Consider the following 14,092-nt stretch of genomic DNA (forward strand, 5'->3'; position numbering starts at 1 on the left):
AGGTCAAGGAACGCACCAAAAGTCATCTGTTTGATGTACACAGATTTCCTAAGAAATCAGTGAACCACTCAAACAGTGAAGCTGACACTCTATAATCGGCGCTACCGCTTACGCTACTTGAGCGCAGGCATCGAACCTAAGAGCGCGATATACAGACATCCAATCCGTCGAAACGAACCAAACCGCCCACATATCTCTTCAGTTATCCATCAATGTCAAAGAACATAACACCCAGAGCCAAAAACCAGACCGTTGCGCCAATCAAATCAGCGCGCCCGCCTAATCAACAACCTCAGATGCCCCCGGTCTCTCCCGAGCGTCTCAACCGTCTTTCCAGTCCGTCAGCACCGTCTCCAGCGCCCCAGCACAACCTCAGCAGCGCCGGTGAAGGGGGTTCTAAGGTTTACCCAACAAAGCCGCAAGCAGAAAATTTGAAAAATGCCATTTTTTTTGCATTCTTTTATTTTTGCATTTTAAAACAACGATCTACTCACCACCCATCGACGTCATTTCCCTCCAATTCAGCGTCAAACAACAGCCCAAGATATGGGATGAAAACAAGGCGGGTCGAACGACACCCTATATATAGTGAGCAGTAAGCCGACAGGCACTAGAAGCTCTCGACTCGTGCGTCTCTTTGCGAGTCGAAACCTGCGGCGCAAAAGCGGGATTCCGGCAGCCACAGTGTGTCAAAAGTGGATCCACGCGCTCAAATGCTTGCGTATCAACTGCGGATGCGGTCAGGTCACGGCAACCAAGCTGAATTGAAGAAATTCCATGACCCAAGTGCCCGATCATAAATTCCCGCGCGTGCGCACCGTCGGATATGACGGTTTGCTGGTTTCTTTTGGTGACACAATGGAAGAATCCTCGAACCGGGCAGCCTTGGCGTTTCGCGATCTCATCGACAGCGAAAACTGGGAAGGCGTACTTGAAACCTCGGCCACTTTGGCATCCGCTTATATCCGGTTCGATACCAAACGTTTGTCACATGCCGACCTCGATGCCAGGGTGCGCGGGGCTTTGGACCACCAAGACTGGTACTCTGCGCCCATGCCCATGGGACGCAGGTTCTGGCGTGTTCCAACAGTATACGGCGGTGAGCTTGCACCCCAGCTTGGCGACGCGGCACAAGCAGCAGGGTTAAACGTCGAGGAAGCTATCCGTCGCCTGTCGGAAACGCGCGTCCGTGTCCTGACGATTGGCTTCGCGCCGGGGCAGCCATATCTGGGCCCGCTTGGACCCGAGTTCAACATACCCCGACTTCAGGATTTAACCCCGATGGTGCCCGAGGGCGCGCTGGTTCTGGCAATATCGCAGTTCGTACTTTTTTCAGGCCCAACTCCGACGGGATGGAGGCATGTCGGCCAAACCGCGTTCCGATGCTTTCGTCCCGAAGCAGAACACAGCTTTGCCCTGCGCCCCGGCGACGAAATGCAGTTCGTGCCGATTTCCCGAGACGCGTTGGAGGATATCCGCGCAAACAACGCCGACGGCACGGGCGGCGCAACTTGTCAGGAGATCAAGCAGTGACTCTGACCGTTCTGCGCATCGGCCCCGCCTGCACAATTCAGGACCAGGGACGTATTGGATATCTGGATCAAGGTTTGTCCAGATCCGGGGCTGCTGACATCCTTGCCCTGCACGAAGGGGCTGCGCTGTTGGACCAGAGCCCGGAACTTGCGGCGTTGGAAATGGCTGGCATGGGTGGAGAGTTCGAAGCGAACCAAACCACATGCTTTGCCCTTACCGGCGCACCGATGCAGGCCAGTATTGATGGAAGTCCCGTGCCGTGGAATGCCTCTCATCAGATCGAGGCCGGGCAACGATTGGTGATCGGAGCTGCGCTGCGTGGCAGCTATGGCTACCTTCATCTTGGAGGCGGTATAGACGTGCCAGAATTTTTGGGGTCCCGCTCAACGCATCTGACCGCAAAGATTGGGCGAGTTGTTCAGCAAGATGACATATTGAATAGCTCCAAGGGCGCGGGGCGTGCTGGTTGGAAGTTAAGACCAGAGGACAGGTTCTCGGGCGGACTTTTGCATGTAGTCGCCAGTTTTCAGACATCACTGTTTGATCAAAGCACCTTGGACCGGTTTGCCGCCACCAGCTTTACGCGCGGTGCAAGGGCCAACCGCATGGGGATGCAATTGGAAAGCGACGGACCCGGATTTGCGGCAAAAGGGCAGCTAAATATCCTGTCCGAGATCATCACACCTGGCGACATCCAAATGACCGGCACTGGAAACCCGTTTATCCTGCTGCCGGAATGCCAGACCACTGGTGGTTACCCACGTATCGCCACGGTCTTGCCTTGCGACATCCCTCGGGCGGCACAAACGCCAGCGGGTGCTGAAATTCGGTTCGAATTCGTAACGCTTGAGGAGGCTGCGACGCTACAGGCCCGCCACTCGGCTGACCTGATCCGGCTAAACAGTCAGATCGAACCGCTGGTGCGCAATCCTCATGACATCCCGGACCTGTTGTCCTACCAATTGATCGGCGGAATGATCTCTGCCACCGACTAAAGGAGTTTTGCCGATGCCCAGCGTCGATCTGAATGCCGATATGGGGGAAAGCTTTGGCCCCTGGAAGATGGGCGATGACGATAGTCTGCTGAGGATCATCACCTCGGCCAATATCGCATGTGGCTTTCACGCGGGTGATTGGGATGTGATGGCGCAGACGATGAAGCTGGCCGCTGAAAACGGCGTCGGTATCGGCGCACATCCCGGCTTTCCTGATCTGCAGGGCTTTGGCCGCAGAAATATGAAAATCCCTCATGCGTCCCTGCGCAATCTGGTGCGGTATCAATTGGGGGCAGCTTTAGGTATGGCCAAGGCGGTTGGAACGCAGGTCCGGCACCTGAAATTACACGGCGCGTTGGCCAACATGTGCTCGGTCGACGTGGATATGGCACGAGCGTGTTATCTGGGCGCGCTGGACGTGGACCCCGATATCATCATCATGGTGCTGGCCGTCACCAAACAGGAAGAAGCTGTACGCGACCTTGGCTGCAAATGGGTCGGAGAGATCTTTGCCGACCGCGCTTACAATGACGACGGAACGCTGGTGGATCGAAGCCTGCCCGGCGCTGTCATCCATGACCCGGACCTGGCCGGACCACGCATCCTGAACATGGTGCGCGAAGGGGCCATCATCACTGAATCCGGGAAACGACTGGAAACCTCGATCGACACAATATGTCTGCACGGAGACGGCCCTACGGCGGTGCAAATCGCAACTTCGGTGCGGGAAAACCTGATCACTGGCGGGGTCGATGTGACGAAATTCATCCGCTGATCAGATTGGCTTAAGACAGCACGCGTATACCGCTGGTGTTGCCGGGGTCAGGTTCAGCCCCTAGCATGACCACAAGTTCATGTTCTGAGTGCCACAATCCCGGCAACACCCTGCACCACCTGCAAAGCGCAGGAGCAAGGAGATAGCTTTATGTCTTTTGATCTGATGTCCTACGAACCCCGCGGCGACAAGAAAAACTCGGAGTTCTTCAACGAGTATTTACCAAAAATCTACGAACGCCGCGCCAGCTCGGGCGTTGCCGACCTCGTCGGGGCGATGAAGGCCATCGTGATACAAGTCGAATCCGATGCGCTGTTTGACACACTGGTCGAGCTCTACGTAATGACGCCCTATCGCCACACAGCCAGCTATCTGGGGCGCACGCATAAATTCTCGGTCCTGCATTCACATTCCGACTACCCTGCCCTGATCGTGATGGCGCCGCTCAGCCCCGCTTTCGAAGACTTTATTCCCCGCATCAACCGCATGTATCCGCTGGCTCGAAAGACTCCGCAAACCCGATATGTCGGAGAGGTCTTCGGCGCGTCGGACCTAACCGCGCTGACCCAAGCACTGGAGGATCAGAATATTCGGTTCGAGTATTCAGGCGACACCGAAAATCCGTTCTATACGCTGCAGGGTTTTCAGTTCACTACACCTTCGGATTTCACCTGCAATCGGGTTGGCTATTCCAATCTGGACTTCAACGACACGGATAGCCTCGGTCTGGGCGACCGTGTTCTATTGAGCGTCAGTGAGCAAGCTCGTCTGAATCAGGCTGCCGCGTTTGGGACCGACAGCAATATCGCGCCGCTCATGCTAGGTATTGATCACCTCGCCACGCGTGTTCTTGCCGGAGAACGCGAGGACGCAATCCTCGAGTTCCTGACCATGGTGCCCTATTACTTCTGGGCCGCGTACAACATCTTCGACATGAACTCGTCCACCAATGTGAACCGAAACCCAAACGTAGATGACGACAAGAAATCACCTGCCAAAGTGTTCACCGCCAACAACACGCCGTCCTTCGTGAATTCCTTCGCCAAACTGCCGATGCCGACCGAGGATTTTGTCCGCAATTTCGGCCGTCGCCTGCATCACATGGCGGTCGAGATTCAGGATGGCGATCATGGCGCGGGTGAAAAGAATGTAGATTTTGTGGTTAACACCCTCAAAGACAAAGGCGTGCCGTTTCTGGCCCATGTAGTAGGCGAGTGCAAAGACGATCCGAACCTCAAGCAGATCTTCTCAAAACACTCAAAAAACACGCTGCTGATCACGGAATACATTGAACGCTGCCACAAATATGATGGCTTTTTCACCAAGGACAATGTCGCCGCGTTAACCGCCGCCGCCGGTCAGGACGAGCAGTACCAGCACGGTCATGTGTTCGACTAAAGCCCTGCAAGCACTTCCGAAACGCTCTGGGACACGAATGTCCCGAAAATGGCAAACGCGTCACGGGATGTTCGCACGTTAGCCCAACTCCGAAAAAAAGGCTGCGAGTTCCCTCGCAGCCCCATCCAATCAGGAGAGAGAATGTCGGGTCTTATGACGGCCCGATCATGAAACAGGTGACATTTCGGGCCTGCAACCTGCGGCAAGCCAGATCGGCCTGTTCGCGGGTCATGCCTTGGAACGTCGCATCGAAACCTCGTGAGCTTTGATTCACCTTGCGCAAGGTTCCTTCCAGAGTGGTCATTTCGGCCAAAGCGGTTTTCAGCAGCACCTTCTCGGCCTCGTAGCGCGTAGTATAGCGACCTACATTGACGCCCCAAAGATGCCCGCCCGAGGTAGAAAGACGGGTCACAATCTCCCGTTCCGGCTCTGGCTGAGCAGCTGGGTTGGTCGACGCCAGAACCAGATCATCAGGACGAGGCGCCGGGCGCACCGTTCCGTCATCCGGGGTCTGGATATCAGCCGCTGCGATTGCCGCAGCGATTCCATCCTGAATTCTGCTTTCGTCTTTTGCCGCTGTCGCGGCAACTGTTCCGGCGACTTGAACTGCAGTTGCACGGCGCAACACGGGCCGCAGGCTGGCCGTTGGTGCAGTGGTCAGGCGCGCGACCTGCGCATTCAGGCCCGCATTTCCAGCGTAAGCCGGACGGGCAGGTTTGCGGATAGGCGCACGGGATGGAGCGCGACGGAAGCCCATATCCAGCAACTCCGCCACTTTGGCGTTGCGCGACGCACCGGATTTTCCGCCGAAGACGGTCGCGATGATCCGCTCATCCTTGCGCTTGGCCGAGGCTACCAGATTGAAACCTGCCGCTCGTGTGTATCCTGTCTTGATCCCATCGGCACCCTTATAGGCGGCCAAAAGGCGGCGGTTGGTGTTCGGAACCGTTTTGATCCCTGCATGAGTCGATTGACGTGAAAACAGGTTGTAATACTGCGGATAGTCATACAGGAGATGCCGACCCAGCGTCGTCATGTCCCGCGCGGTCGACAAGTGGCCGGACTCGGTCAATCCATGCGCATTCTTGAAGGTTGTGCGGCTCATACCCATGGCTTTGGCGGTGCGCGTCATACGGCGTGCAAACGCGGCCTCGGATCCACTAATGGCAATCCCGATGGCGGTCGCCGCGTCATTGGCGGATTTCACGGCGGCCGCGCGGATCAGGTACCGAAACGCAATCCGCTGCCCCGAGCGCAACCCCAGCTTGGACGGAGGCTCTGCCGCAGCTGCCTTGGTGATACGTACTTGCGTATCCAACTCGATCTCACCATTCCGAACAGCCTCGAACGCAATATAGAGCGTCATCATCTTGGTCAGAGAAGCCGGGTGAAGTCGGGTATCTGCGTTGCGCGAATGCAAAACCTCACCCGTGCGCGCGTCAATCACCATCGCCGCATAGGGCGCGGCAACCGATTGCAACGGCGCAAAAGAAAGCAGCCACACGAATGCTATAATAAATAAGCCCATTCGGGCCGGAACTGTCCGCCGAACCTGCACGATCTTTGCCTCTGTCTACCTCGGGCCGCCGGGTTTTCCCGGTCAGCAATTAATTTATTTTATTACCCGTAAGGCTAACACAGAGGACGTCCGAAATAAACCGAAAGCTGGTAAATTCGATCTTTCTTTCGGCGCGCAGTCACCCGCAACATATGGTCGAGTTGCACACCTCAGCCACTAAATCGTCCTCTGATTTGGTGCCGCCGCACATAGCCTATTCAATTTTTTGTAACTGGGACCATTCGGCAACATCATGCAAGCGTGCGAACAAGGCTCGCCAACTCACCCAGATCCCGCAATTCCTTGTACCGGTTCGAACGGAAGGGGACCTCGGCTTTTTCGATCTCCCAGACCAGCCCATGGGGGACGTAGACCCCCCAGCAGCCAGCCTCGATCGGAGCCACGACGTCGGATCGCATCGAATTGCCAACCATCATCGCTTGGGTAGGGCCGGTCCCATGGCGCGCAAATATTTCATGATAGGTTTCAGCCGTCTTTTCTGAAACGATCTCGACCTCGTCAAAAAGCTCGCCCAAACCGGATTGCGCCAGCTTCCTTTCTTGATCAATGAGGTCGCCTTTGGTGATCAGCACAACCTTGTGAGTCGCCCCGACTGCTTCGACCGCTTCGCGGGCATGGGGCAGCAGTTCGATCGGATGGGCCAACATCTCTTGCCCCGCGTCGATCAACTGACGAATGACCGAAGCCGGGACACGATCTTCGGTGACCTCGATCGCGGTTTCGATCATCGACAGAATGAAGCCTTTGATTCCATACCCATAGTGCCGGATGTTGCGTCTTTCTGCAGCAAGCAGACGATCCATCAGATGATCCCGATCGGCATGGTCCGCCAGCAGATCGGCGAAATAGGCCTGCGTCAGTTGAAAGAACCGTTCGTTGTGCCACAACGTGTCATCAGCATCGAACCCAACGATGGTCAGCTTGTCTTCCATTGCGATTACGTCCTGCTGGCTCTTTTCTCTGGCCCCTAGGACGTTATATAACCGCTCAGATAAACCGAAGCCTGAATCGGACTTTTGCGCGCAATGTTTGAAAACCCTTGGATGATGTCTGACAATTCGGACGACGACGGCGACTCGTCCGTCCTGATTCAAACGCGCCCTAAAACCAAGCGCCCGCCGCTGTACAAGGTGCTGCTACTGAATGACGACTACACCCCGATGGAGTTCGTTGTGCACGTGCTGGAGCGCTTTTTCGGCATGACCCACGCCGAAGCGTTCGAGATCATGCTGACCGTGCACAAGAAAGGCGTCGCCGTGGTTGGCGTATTCAGCCACGAGATCGCCGAGACCAAAGTGGGTCAGGTGATGGACTTTGCTCGCCGACACCAGCACCCCCTGCAATGCACAATGGAACGCGAAGAGTAGCGTCTGCTCTTCCAACGAACGCGTATGTCCCCTCGCCTTGATCTTGCCCTGAACAGCGGCCTTGCGCTGTCACAGCCGCTGACGGTGATCGGGCCGACACCAGCCCATGACTTGTCCGAGCTGCCACGCGAGACGCAGGTGGTGCAGCCCTTCAAGCCGTTTCACGACCACTTCAAGGCGCTGGGATTTGCCGCTACAGCCGAAGCGCATGAGGCATGTCAGGATGCCGTGGTTATCCTGCCCCGCGCCAAAGCCTTGGCGCGCAGCCTTGTGCAACAGGCCTGCTCTCGCGCCAAGGGAGTTGTCGTTGTGGACGGGGCCAAAACTGACGGCGTCGACAGCCTACTAAAGGACATTCGCAAACGCGTTCAGGTCGAGGGACCGATTTCCAAAGCACATGGCAAGATATTCTGGTTTGGGTCTGATCCAAAGGCCTTCGCCGATTGGGCCGCACCCGGAACACAGGTTGTGGACGGGTTCAAAACGGCCCCCGGCGTGTTTTCGGCAGATGGGGTGGACCCGGCCTCGGCCCTGTTGCTGGGCGCCCTGCCCGCGAATTTGGGCGCACGGGTGGCCGATCTGGGCGCGGGCTGGGGGTATCTGTCTGCCAACGTGTTGCAAAAACAGGGCTTACGCGCCTTGTACTTGGTTGAGGCCGACCACATCGCCCTGAATTGTGCCAAGACCAATATAACCGATGACCGGGCGTCTTTTCACTGGGCCGACGCGGTAACGTGGCGCGCGCCCGAGGGGCTGGACGCGGTCGTTATGAACCCGCCCTTTCACACCTCGCGCAGCGCAGACCCCGCGCTGGGTCAGGGCTTTATCCAATCCGCCGCACGTAATATGGCAAAACATGGTGAGCTGTGGATGGTGGCCAACCGCCACCTGCCTTACGAAACCACGCTGAACGAAGCTTTCTTGCGCGTCGACGAAGTCGCTGGCGATAACCGGTTCAAGGTGTTCCACGCCTCTCGCCCTCGGCGGTGATCCCGGTTAACCTGCGCGCAACTCAGGGAGACAACGCATGTCCTTTTCCATAGCAGGCAAGACCGCCATCGTCACCGGTGGCGCCAATGGCGTCGGGCTGGCCATCGGGCGGCATTTCGCGGATGCGGGTGCCAATGTGATGTTTGCCGACATGGATGAAAAGCGGCTGACCGACGAGTTGGGCGAGCAGGCCGACGACAGCAATATCCGCTTTTTCGCGGGCGATTTACGGGAAAAGCTGACCATCGCAAACCTGCTTTCCGCCACGATAGACGCCTTTGATCAGGTGGATATCCTGGTCAACGGGTCGCGGCAGGTTATCCCGTCCGATCCGTTGGATACAGATGACGACTCGGTCAAGACCCTGCTGAACCAGAATTTGATGCCAGCCCTGCGTCTCAGCCAGGCCGTCGCCAAACGCATGATCAAACAATCCGGAGAAGGAGACAGCCCTGCCGGATCGATCATCAACCTGTCCTCGATTGCCGCACGTCGAACGCATCCGGATCTGATGGCCTATTCCGTCTCGACTGCTGCGCTGGATCAGATGACGCGGTCGCTGGCCGTGGCTTTCGCCCCGAACCGCATCCGCGTGAACTCGATCGCGCTGGGTTCGGTCATGAGCGCCTCGTTGCAGTCCACGCTCAAGGAAAACCGCGATTTCCGAGACGATATCGAAAAGCACACCCCGTTGGCCCGCATTGCCGCCCCCACCGAATTGACCGAGACGGCACAGTTTCTGGCCTCGGACGCGGCGGGGTTCATCACCGGGCAAATCCTGACCATTGACGGAGGCCGCACCCTGCTGGACCCCGTTGCAGCACCGGCGCACTGACCCCATGTTTGACACCGAAAAATCCACCGCCTCCGCGTGGTTCCGCACCCTGCGCAACCAGATCGTAACTGCGTTCGAAGCCCTGGAAGACAGCCACGACACCGGGCTGTTTTCCGACGCCACCCCCGGCCGCTTCGAAGTGAAGGAAACCACCCGCCAATCAGACGACGGATCAGATGCGGGCGGCGGTTTGATGTCGGTGATGCGCGGCGGACGCGTGTTTGAGAAAGTGGGCGTCAATATATCGACCGTTTACGGCACGCTGGGCGATCGCGCGCAGCAGGCAATGGCTGCGCGCAAGGGCATTCCGGGCATGACCGAAGACCCGCGTTTCTGGGCCTCGGGCATTTCACTGGTGGCGCATATGCAGAACCCGCACGTGCCAGCGGTTCATATGAACACCCGTATGTTCTGGACCCCTCATGCGTGGTGGTTCGGCGGCGGGTCTGACCTGAACCCGTGTATCGAATATGAGGACGACACCGCCCATTTCCACGCCACCCAAAAGGCGCATCTGGACCCGCATGGGCCTGCGCATTACCCGCGCCTCAAGGATTGGGCGGATGAGTATTTCTACATCCCGCACCGCAAACGCGCGCGCGGTGTGGGCGGCATCTTCATGGATGACTACTGTACCGGCGACTGGAGTGCCGATTTCGCACTGACGCAGGACATCGGCCGCGCCTTTTTGCCCGCCTTCCTGCCCTTGGTCGAAAAGCGCCGGGTGCAGGGGTTTGACGATGCAGACAAAAACACTCAACTGGTGCATCGTGGTCTGTATGCCGAGTACAACCTTGTCTACGACCGAGGCACCAAGTTCGGACTGGAAACCGGCCACGACCCAGATGCCGTTTTGATGAGCCTGCCTCCACTGGCGAAATGGGTGTGATTACTTCTTCATCCTGATATCCAGAACAGCGTCGTAACAATAGCTTTCAGCCTTGGATGCCGAGTAATTTTCGCCCACATACTTCACGGTGATCGAATGTTTGGATGTCGTGTCGGGCTCAACTTGCGGGTCCAAGGAAAACTCTACGGTTCGAATACCCGGCTCATATGGTTTTGAAAGATAGATGCGCCGGGTTGAGTCAGTTCCCAGTGTCCTGATCGCATAGTCCCCAATCCCGCACCAATACGCCAGCGCAACTGATGACCCGACTACGTTCACTTCAAAATTGCCCGTTTGTAATGGCGTCACGTGAACTTGAAAGGTGGGGAATATACCAATACCCGGCTGATCCGCCTGAGCTTCCGCACAGAGAAGCAGCGTCAAAGCTAAAGGCATACATTTAAAGAGTTTCACGGTCGATTACCTCTGCGCAAGTCACAGCAGCCCTCATTGGCCGCATCCCTTGACTCCGCAGCGTTGTTGAACCGCGAAGCGCTGGCAAAACACAAAAGCGTCATTCAGTCGTGATGAATCCCAGCAGAGCGTCCAGGCCTTCAGAATCCGAAATCGAGGAAATTGTCATAGCAATAAGTCTGCGCGGACCCCGCCGACAGGTTCTCGCCCACACGTTTGACCGTGACCGAGTATCCCGGAGTGGTATCCACCCCTTCTGGTGCGGTCAGTGAAAACTGAACCGTCCGGGTTTGTTTTTCATAGGCACGCGTGATGTAAATCCGCTGGGTCGCCTTGGTTCTGAGTGTTCGGATCGCATAATCCCCAATACCGCACCAATACGCGACCGGCGCTGAGGTCCCTCGGGTTGATACCTCGTAGATGCCATTGCCTTTGTCCGCCACGTCAACCCGGACCGCAGGGTTAAGATTCACTCCGAAACCGATCGCCTGAGCGACCCCTGGCAACAATACAATCGCCGCAACGGCAGGCATTTTCCGAAACCGCATAATCCCTTACCCTTTCACACTAAGCACCGCAGAACAAAGCATAGACAACATCACAGTCTAGTAAAGTTCCTGCACCACAACGTGCTATTCGCTCAGCACACGCCCGCCCACATTCTGTGGTGCCAGGGCAACCGTCTTGATTACCGCATAGCAAAGCTGGCCCGGTTGCAGGCCCAGCGCGTCGACCGAACGGCGAGTGATGCGAGCAAGAACAGATCCCGCCGGAGTTTTCACTGAAACGATCGCCCCCGGACCTTCGCCCGCGCGAATGGTGTCAACCGTACCTTCCAGCATATTCAGCGCCGACAGGCCCTCTGGCCGCTTGTTGGACAAGATGACCTCTTGGGCGGGAATACGGATTCGAAGATCATCGCCAATCTGGTGCGGAATACGCGGCAGGAACAGGCTTGTCCCGCCCGCGTTCAACTCGGTCAGACCATCGGAATGGTGCTTGGCAACCCGCACTTGCAGCACCGCCCCGACCGCGCGGATACCTGCAGGCGCAACCGATGGGTCGGCCAGAACTTCTGAGGCTGGCCCGTGGCGCACTGCCTTTCCGTCTTGCAACGCCACAACCGACGTCGCCAGGCGCGCCACCTCGGCGGCAGAGTGGGTGACGTACAGAATGGGCACCGAAACCTCATCCCTGAGGCGTTCGAAATAGGGCAGGATCTCGGCCTTGCGCGCATCGTCCAGCGCCGCCAGCGGCTCATCGGCCAATATCAGGCGCGGGCTGGCCAGCAAGGCCCGGCCAATCGCCACGCGCTGTTTCTCGCCCCCGGAAAGGCCAGCAGGACGGCGGTCAAGCAGATGGCCGATCCCCAACATCTCGATCACCTTGTCGGGGTTCTCACGCGGCGCGCCCTTGGGTGCGAACCAACGGCCGTATGACAGGTTTTGGCGCACCGTCAGGTGGGGGAACAGGCGTCCCTCTTGAAAGACATAGCCCAAACGCCGCTTGTGCGGCGGAAGCCACAGATGTTTCTCGGTGTCGAACAGCTCCCATCCATCGACCGCGACACGGCCCGAAGTCGGTTTGAGCAATCCAGCGACGGCATTCACAACCGTCGTCTTGCCCGAGCCCGAGCGTCCGAACAGAACAGTCACGCCGGAGGGTGCGTCAAAATTGAGATCCAGTTTGATGTTGGGCAGATCATGCTGCAATCGGACAGAAAGGCTCATGACCCGGCCACCCTTGCTGCGACACGGCGGGCTATGAACTCTGATAGCAAAAGCGCGCTTAGGGCGATAACAACCGATATAACAACCAGCCGCGTGGCGGCCGCTTCGCCGCCGGGAACCTGAAGAAAGGCGTAGACCGCTGACGGCAGCGTTTGGGTCTGCCCGGGGATATTGGACACGAAGGTAATGGTGGCGCCGAATTCGCCCATCGCCTTGGCAAAGGCCAGAATAGCCCCGGCGATAACGCCCGGCAGGATCATCGGAAGAGTGACGGTCGCAAACACCATAACGCGCGAAGCCCCCAATGTAGCACCGGCCTGCTCTAGCTTGGGGTCCACCGCTTCGATCGACAGCCGGATGGCGCGCACCATTAAAGGGAATGCCATGATCCCCGCCGCCAGCGCTGCACCGGTCCAACGGAATGCGAACACGATTCCGACTTCGGACAGGGCGCGACCCAACGGACCCTGAATGCCAAAGGTCAGCAAGAGAAGGTATCCAGTGACAACCGGCGGCAGGATCAACGGCAAGTGCACGAGCCCGTTCAAGACCTGTCGCCCCGGAAATCGCCAGCGGGCCAATGCATAGGCAGTGAAAACTCCAAAGGGCAAAGTTACCAGCGTGGCCCAGAAGGATACGCGCAATGACAGCCTCAGGGCCTCAAGCTCTTCCGGACCCAACCATCCCATCGCTTATTGCTCCGGCAGGGAAAAGCCCTGCCTTTCAAAGATGTCTTGCGCTTCGGGCGATTGCAGATGCTTTAAAAACGCAAGTGCCTCTGGTCGGGCAGACGTTGTCACACCAGCCGGATAGATGATTGCAGGGTGCAAATCAGACGAAAACTCAGCGAGTACGCGAACGCGGTCTTCGACCACGGCGTCCGATCGGTACACAATGCCCAAGGGGGCTGCTCCTGCCGCAACCAGAGCAAGCGCTGAACGCACATTATCGGTTTGCGCCACTTGCCCCTGAACACTATCCCACAGGCCCAGACTGCGCAGCGCCGCCTTGCCATAGATCCCAGCGGGTACAGCATCGACCAATGCCATGGCCAGATGCCCACCGGCCAAAGCCCCCGCCAGATCGGTTTCGGGGGTCACCTCTTGCATGTCGGGGGCCGAGGTGCCGCCAATGAGAACCAGCCCATTGCCCAGCAGATCGACCCGATTTTTTGCTTCGATCAGGCCCTTACCCTGCAGGACATCCATCCATTCGACATTCGCCGAAATGAACACATCCGCCGGTGCGCCCAGCTGAATCTGACGCGCCAGAACCGAGGAAGCCGCATAGGAAACCGTAATCTCTTGTCCGGTCTGTGCCTCGAACGCCGGAGCGATCTCGTCCAGAGCATTCTTCAGACTGGCTGCTGCAAAAACCAGTACGCCGTCTGCCCCCGCGCGCAGCGGAGCCAGTGTAAACATAGCCAGAGTAATGGCCGCAAGAAATACACGAAGCAGACGTGACAGGATCATCTCATTCCCGCCCCTCGGGGTTAAGGTCCTCTTGGGGATATCTGAGGCACCGGGGGGCGTGCAAGCGCCGATGCGCCGCAGGTTCACCCAAAGGGCAGAGAATGCTGGAAAATTC

Annotated in this window: 15 protein-coding genes; 8 read left to right on the forward strand and 7 right to left on the reverse strand. The window is 57.6% G+C overall.

Annotation, left to right across the window (positions count from 1 at the left end; genetic code table 11):
- Positions 1–777: 777 nt before the first annotated feature.
- The 4 genes from J7380_RS19565 to J7380_RS19580 all read left to right on the forward strand — a co-directional run bounded on the left by J7380_RS19565 (position 778) and on the right by J7380_RS19580 (position 4,701).
- Positions 778–1,533, forward strand: a complete 756-nt coding sequence (locus tag J7380_RS19565) for an allophanate hydrolase subunit 1 (RefSeq protein WP_209198298.1) — start codon at positions 778–780, stop codon at positions 1,531–1,533.
- On the forward strand, positions 1,530–2,528 hold the full coding sequence (locus tag J7380_RS19570; RefSeq protein ID WP_209198300.1) for a biotin-dependent carboxyltransferase family protein: 999 nt from the start codon (positions 1,530–1,532) through the stop codon (positions 2,526–2,528). Before J7380_RS19565 ends, J7380_RS19570 begins: the two co-directional genes overlap by 4 nt.
- Positions 2,529–2,541: 13 nt before the next feature.
- Positions 2,542–3,303, forward strand: a complete 762-nt coding sequence (locus J7380_RS19575) for a 5-oxoprolinase subunit PxpA (protein WP_209198302.1) — start codon at positions 2,542–2,544, stop codon at positions 3,301–3,303.
- 150 nt (positions 3,304–3,453) lie between these two features.
- Entirely contained in the window at positions 3,454–4,701 is a 1,248-nt protein-coding gene (locus J7380_RS19580; protein ID WP_209198304.1) for a hypothetical protein, read from the forward strand.
- A gap of 151 nt (positions 4,702–4,852) precedes the next feature.
- Here the strand turns inward: J7380_RS19580 and J7380_RS19585 are convergent, their stop codons facing one another.
- Positions 4,853–6,229 (reverse strand): D-alanyl-D-alanine carboxypeptidase family protein, encoded by a 1,377-nt coding sequence (locus J7380_RS19585; RefSeq protein ID WP_209198306.1) that lies wholly within the window; start codon positions 6,227–6,229, stop codon positions 4,853–4,855.
- Between the two features lie 281 nt (positions 6,230–6,510).
- Positions 6,511–7,212, reverse strand: a complete 702-nt coding sequence (locus tag J7380_RS19590; RefSeq protein WP_209198315.1) for an HAD family hydrolase — start codon at positions 7,210–7,212, stop codon at positions 6,511–6,513.
- A gap of 93 nt (positions 7,213–7,305) precedes the next feature.
- On the opposite strand from J7380_RS19590, the gene clpS reads away from it, so the two are divergent.
- Genes clpS through hemF form a run of 4 tightly spaced genes read left to right on the forward strand, consistent with a single transcriptional unit; the run spans position 7,306 to position 10,361 of the window.
- Positions 7,306–7,647, forward strand: a complete 342-nt coding sequence (clpS, locus tag J7380_RS19595; RefSeq protein WP_170356801.1) for an ATP-dependent Clp protease adapter ClpS — start codon at positions 7,306–7,308, stop codon at positions 7,645–7,647.
- Positions 7,648–7,671: 24 nt separating this feature from the next.
- Complete coding sequence (locus tag J7380_RS19600) at positions 7,672–8,637, forward strand: class I SAM-dependent methyltransferase (RefSeq protein WP_209198324.1); 966 nt, start codon at positions 7,672–7,674, stop codon at positions 8,635–8,637.
- A gap of 37 nt (positions 8,638–8,674) precedes the next feature.
- Positions 8,675–9,472 carry an SDR family oxidoreductase gene (locus J7380_RS19605; RefSeq protein ID WP_209198326.1) on the forward strand — a complete coding sequence of 266 codons (798 nt, stop codon included), beginning with the start codon at positions 8,675–8,677 and terminating at the stop codon, positions 9,470–9,472.
- Positions 9,473–9,476: 4 nt separating this feature from the next.
- The gene (gene hemF, locus J7380_RS19610; RefSeq protein WP_209198328.1) at positions 9,477–10,361 is read left to right on the forward strand and encodes an oxygen-dependent coproporphyrinogen oxidase; all 885 of its coding nucleotides are present in this window, start codon (positions 9,477–9,479) and stop codon (positions 10,359–10,361) included.
- On the opposite strand, the gene J7380_RS19615 is transcribed toward hemF, so the two are convergent.
- The 5 genes from J7380_RS19615 to modA form a co-directional block, all read right to left on the reverse strand.
- Positions 10,362–10,775, reverse strand: a complete 414-nt coding sequence (locus J7380_RS19615; RefSeq protein WP_348539133.1) for a hypothetical protein — start codon at positions 10,773–10,775, stop codon at positions 10,362–10,364. It abuts the gene before it with no gap.
- A gap of 140 nt (positions 10,776–10,915) precedes the next feature.
- On the reverse strand, positions 10,916–11,323 hold the full coding sequence (locus J7380_RS19620) for a hypothetical protein (protein WP_209198330.1): 408 nt from the start codon (positions 11,321–11,323) through the stop codon (positions 10,916–10,918).
- Between the two features lie 84 nt (positions 11,324–11,407).
- Entirely contained in the window at positions 11,408–12,505 is a 1,098-nt protein-coding gene (gene modC / locus J7380_RS19625; RefSeq protein ID WP_209198332.1) for a molybdenum ABC transporter ATP-binding protein, read from the reverse strand.
- A complete protein-coding gene (modB, locus tag J7380_RS19630) occupies positions 12,502–13,194 on the reverse strand; it encodes a molybdate ABC transporter permease subunit (protein WP_209198335.1) in 693 nt (230 codons plus the stop codon). The genes modC and modB overlap by 4 nt, the downstream gene beginning before the upstream one ends.
- A 3-nt stretch (positions 13,195–13,197) precedes the next feature.
- Complete coding sequence (gene modA / locus J7380_RS19635) at positions 13,198–13,977, reverse strand: molybdate ABC transporter substrate-binding protein (RefSeq protein WP_209198337.1); 780 nt, start codon at positions 13,975–13,977, stop codon at positions 13,198–13,200.
- Positions 13,978–14,092 lie beyond the last annotated feature (115 nt).

The organism is Ruegeria sp. R8_1 (genome assembly GCF_017743815.1).
GTDB classification, from domain to species: domain Bacteria; phylum Pseudomonadota; class Alphaproteobacteria; order Rhodobacterales; family Rhodobacteraceae; genus Ruegeria; species Ruegeria lacuscaerulensis_A.

Excerpts from the sequence above, each read along its gene's own strand:
- J7380_RS19565 (WP_209198298.1), top strand. The coding sequence starts at position 778 with ATGACCCAAGTGCCCGATCATAAATTCCCGCGCGTGCGCACCGTCGGA.
- J7380_RS19575 (WP_209198302.1), top strand. The coding sequence starts at position 2,542 with ATGCCCAGCGTCGATCTGAATGCCGATATGGGGGAAAGCTTTGGCCCC.
- J7380_RS19580 (WP_209198304.1), top strand. The coding sequence starts at position 3,454 with ATGTCTTTTGATCTGATGTCCTACGAACCCCGCGGCGACAAGAAAAAC.
- J7380_RS19585 (WP_209198306.1), bottom strand. The coding sequence starts at position 6,229 with ATGGGCTTATTTATTATAGCATTCGTGTGGCTGCTTTCTTTTGCGCCG.
- J7380_RS19590 (WP_209198315.1), bottom strand. The coding sequence starts at position 7,212 with ATGGAAGACAAGCTGACCATCGTTGGGTTCGATGCTGATGACACGTTG.
- clpS (WP_170356801.1), top strand. The coding sequence starts at position 7,306 with ATGTTTGAAAACCCTTGGATGATGTCTGACAATTCGGACGACGACGGC.
- J7380_RS19600 (WP_209198324.1), top strand. The coding sequence starts at position 7,672 with ATGTCCCCTCGCCTTGATCTTGCCCTGAACAGCGGCCTTGCGCTGTCA.
- J7380_RS19605 (WP_209198326.1), top strand. The coding sequence starts at position 8,675 with ATGTCCTTTTCCATAGCAGGCAAGACCGCCATCGTCACCGGTGGCGCC.
- hemF (WP_209198328.1), top strand. The coding sequence starts at position 9,477 with ATGTTTGACACCGAAAAATCCACCGCCTCCGCGTGGTTCCGCACCCTG.
- J7380_RS19620 (WP_209198330.1), bottom strand. The coding sequence starts at position 11,323 with ATGCGGTTTCGGAAAATGCCTGCCGTTGCGGCGATTGTATTGTTGCCA.
- modC (WP_209198332.1), bottom strand. The coding sequence starts at position 12,505 with ATGAGCCTTTCTGTCCGATTGCAGCATGATCTGCCCAACATCAAACTG.
- modB (WP_209198335.1), bottom strand. The coding sequence starts at position 13,194 with ATGGGATGGTTGGGTCCGGAAGAGCTTGAGGCCCTGAGGCTGTCATTG.
- modA (WP_209198337.1), bottom strand. The coding sequence starts at position 13,977 with ATGATCCTGTCACGTCTGCTTCGTGTATTTCTTGCGGCCATTACTCTG.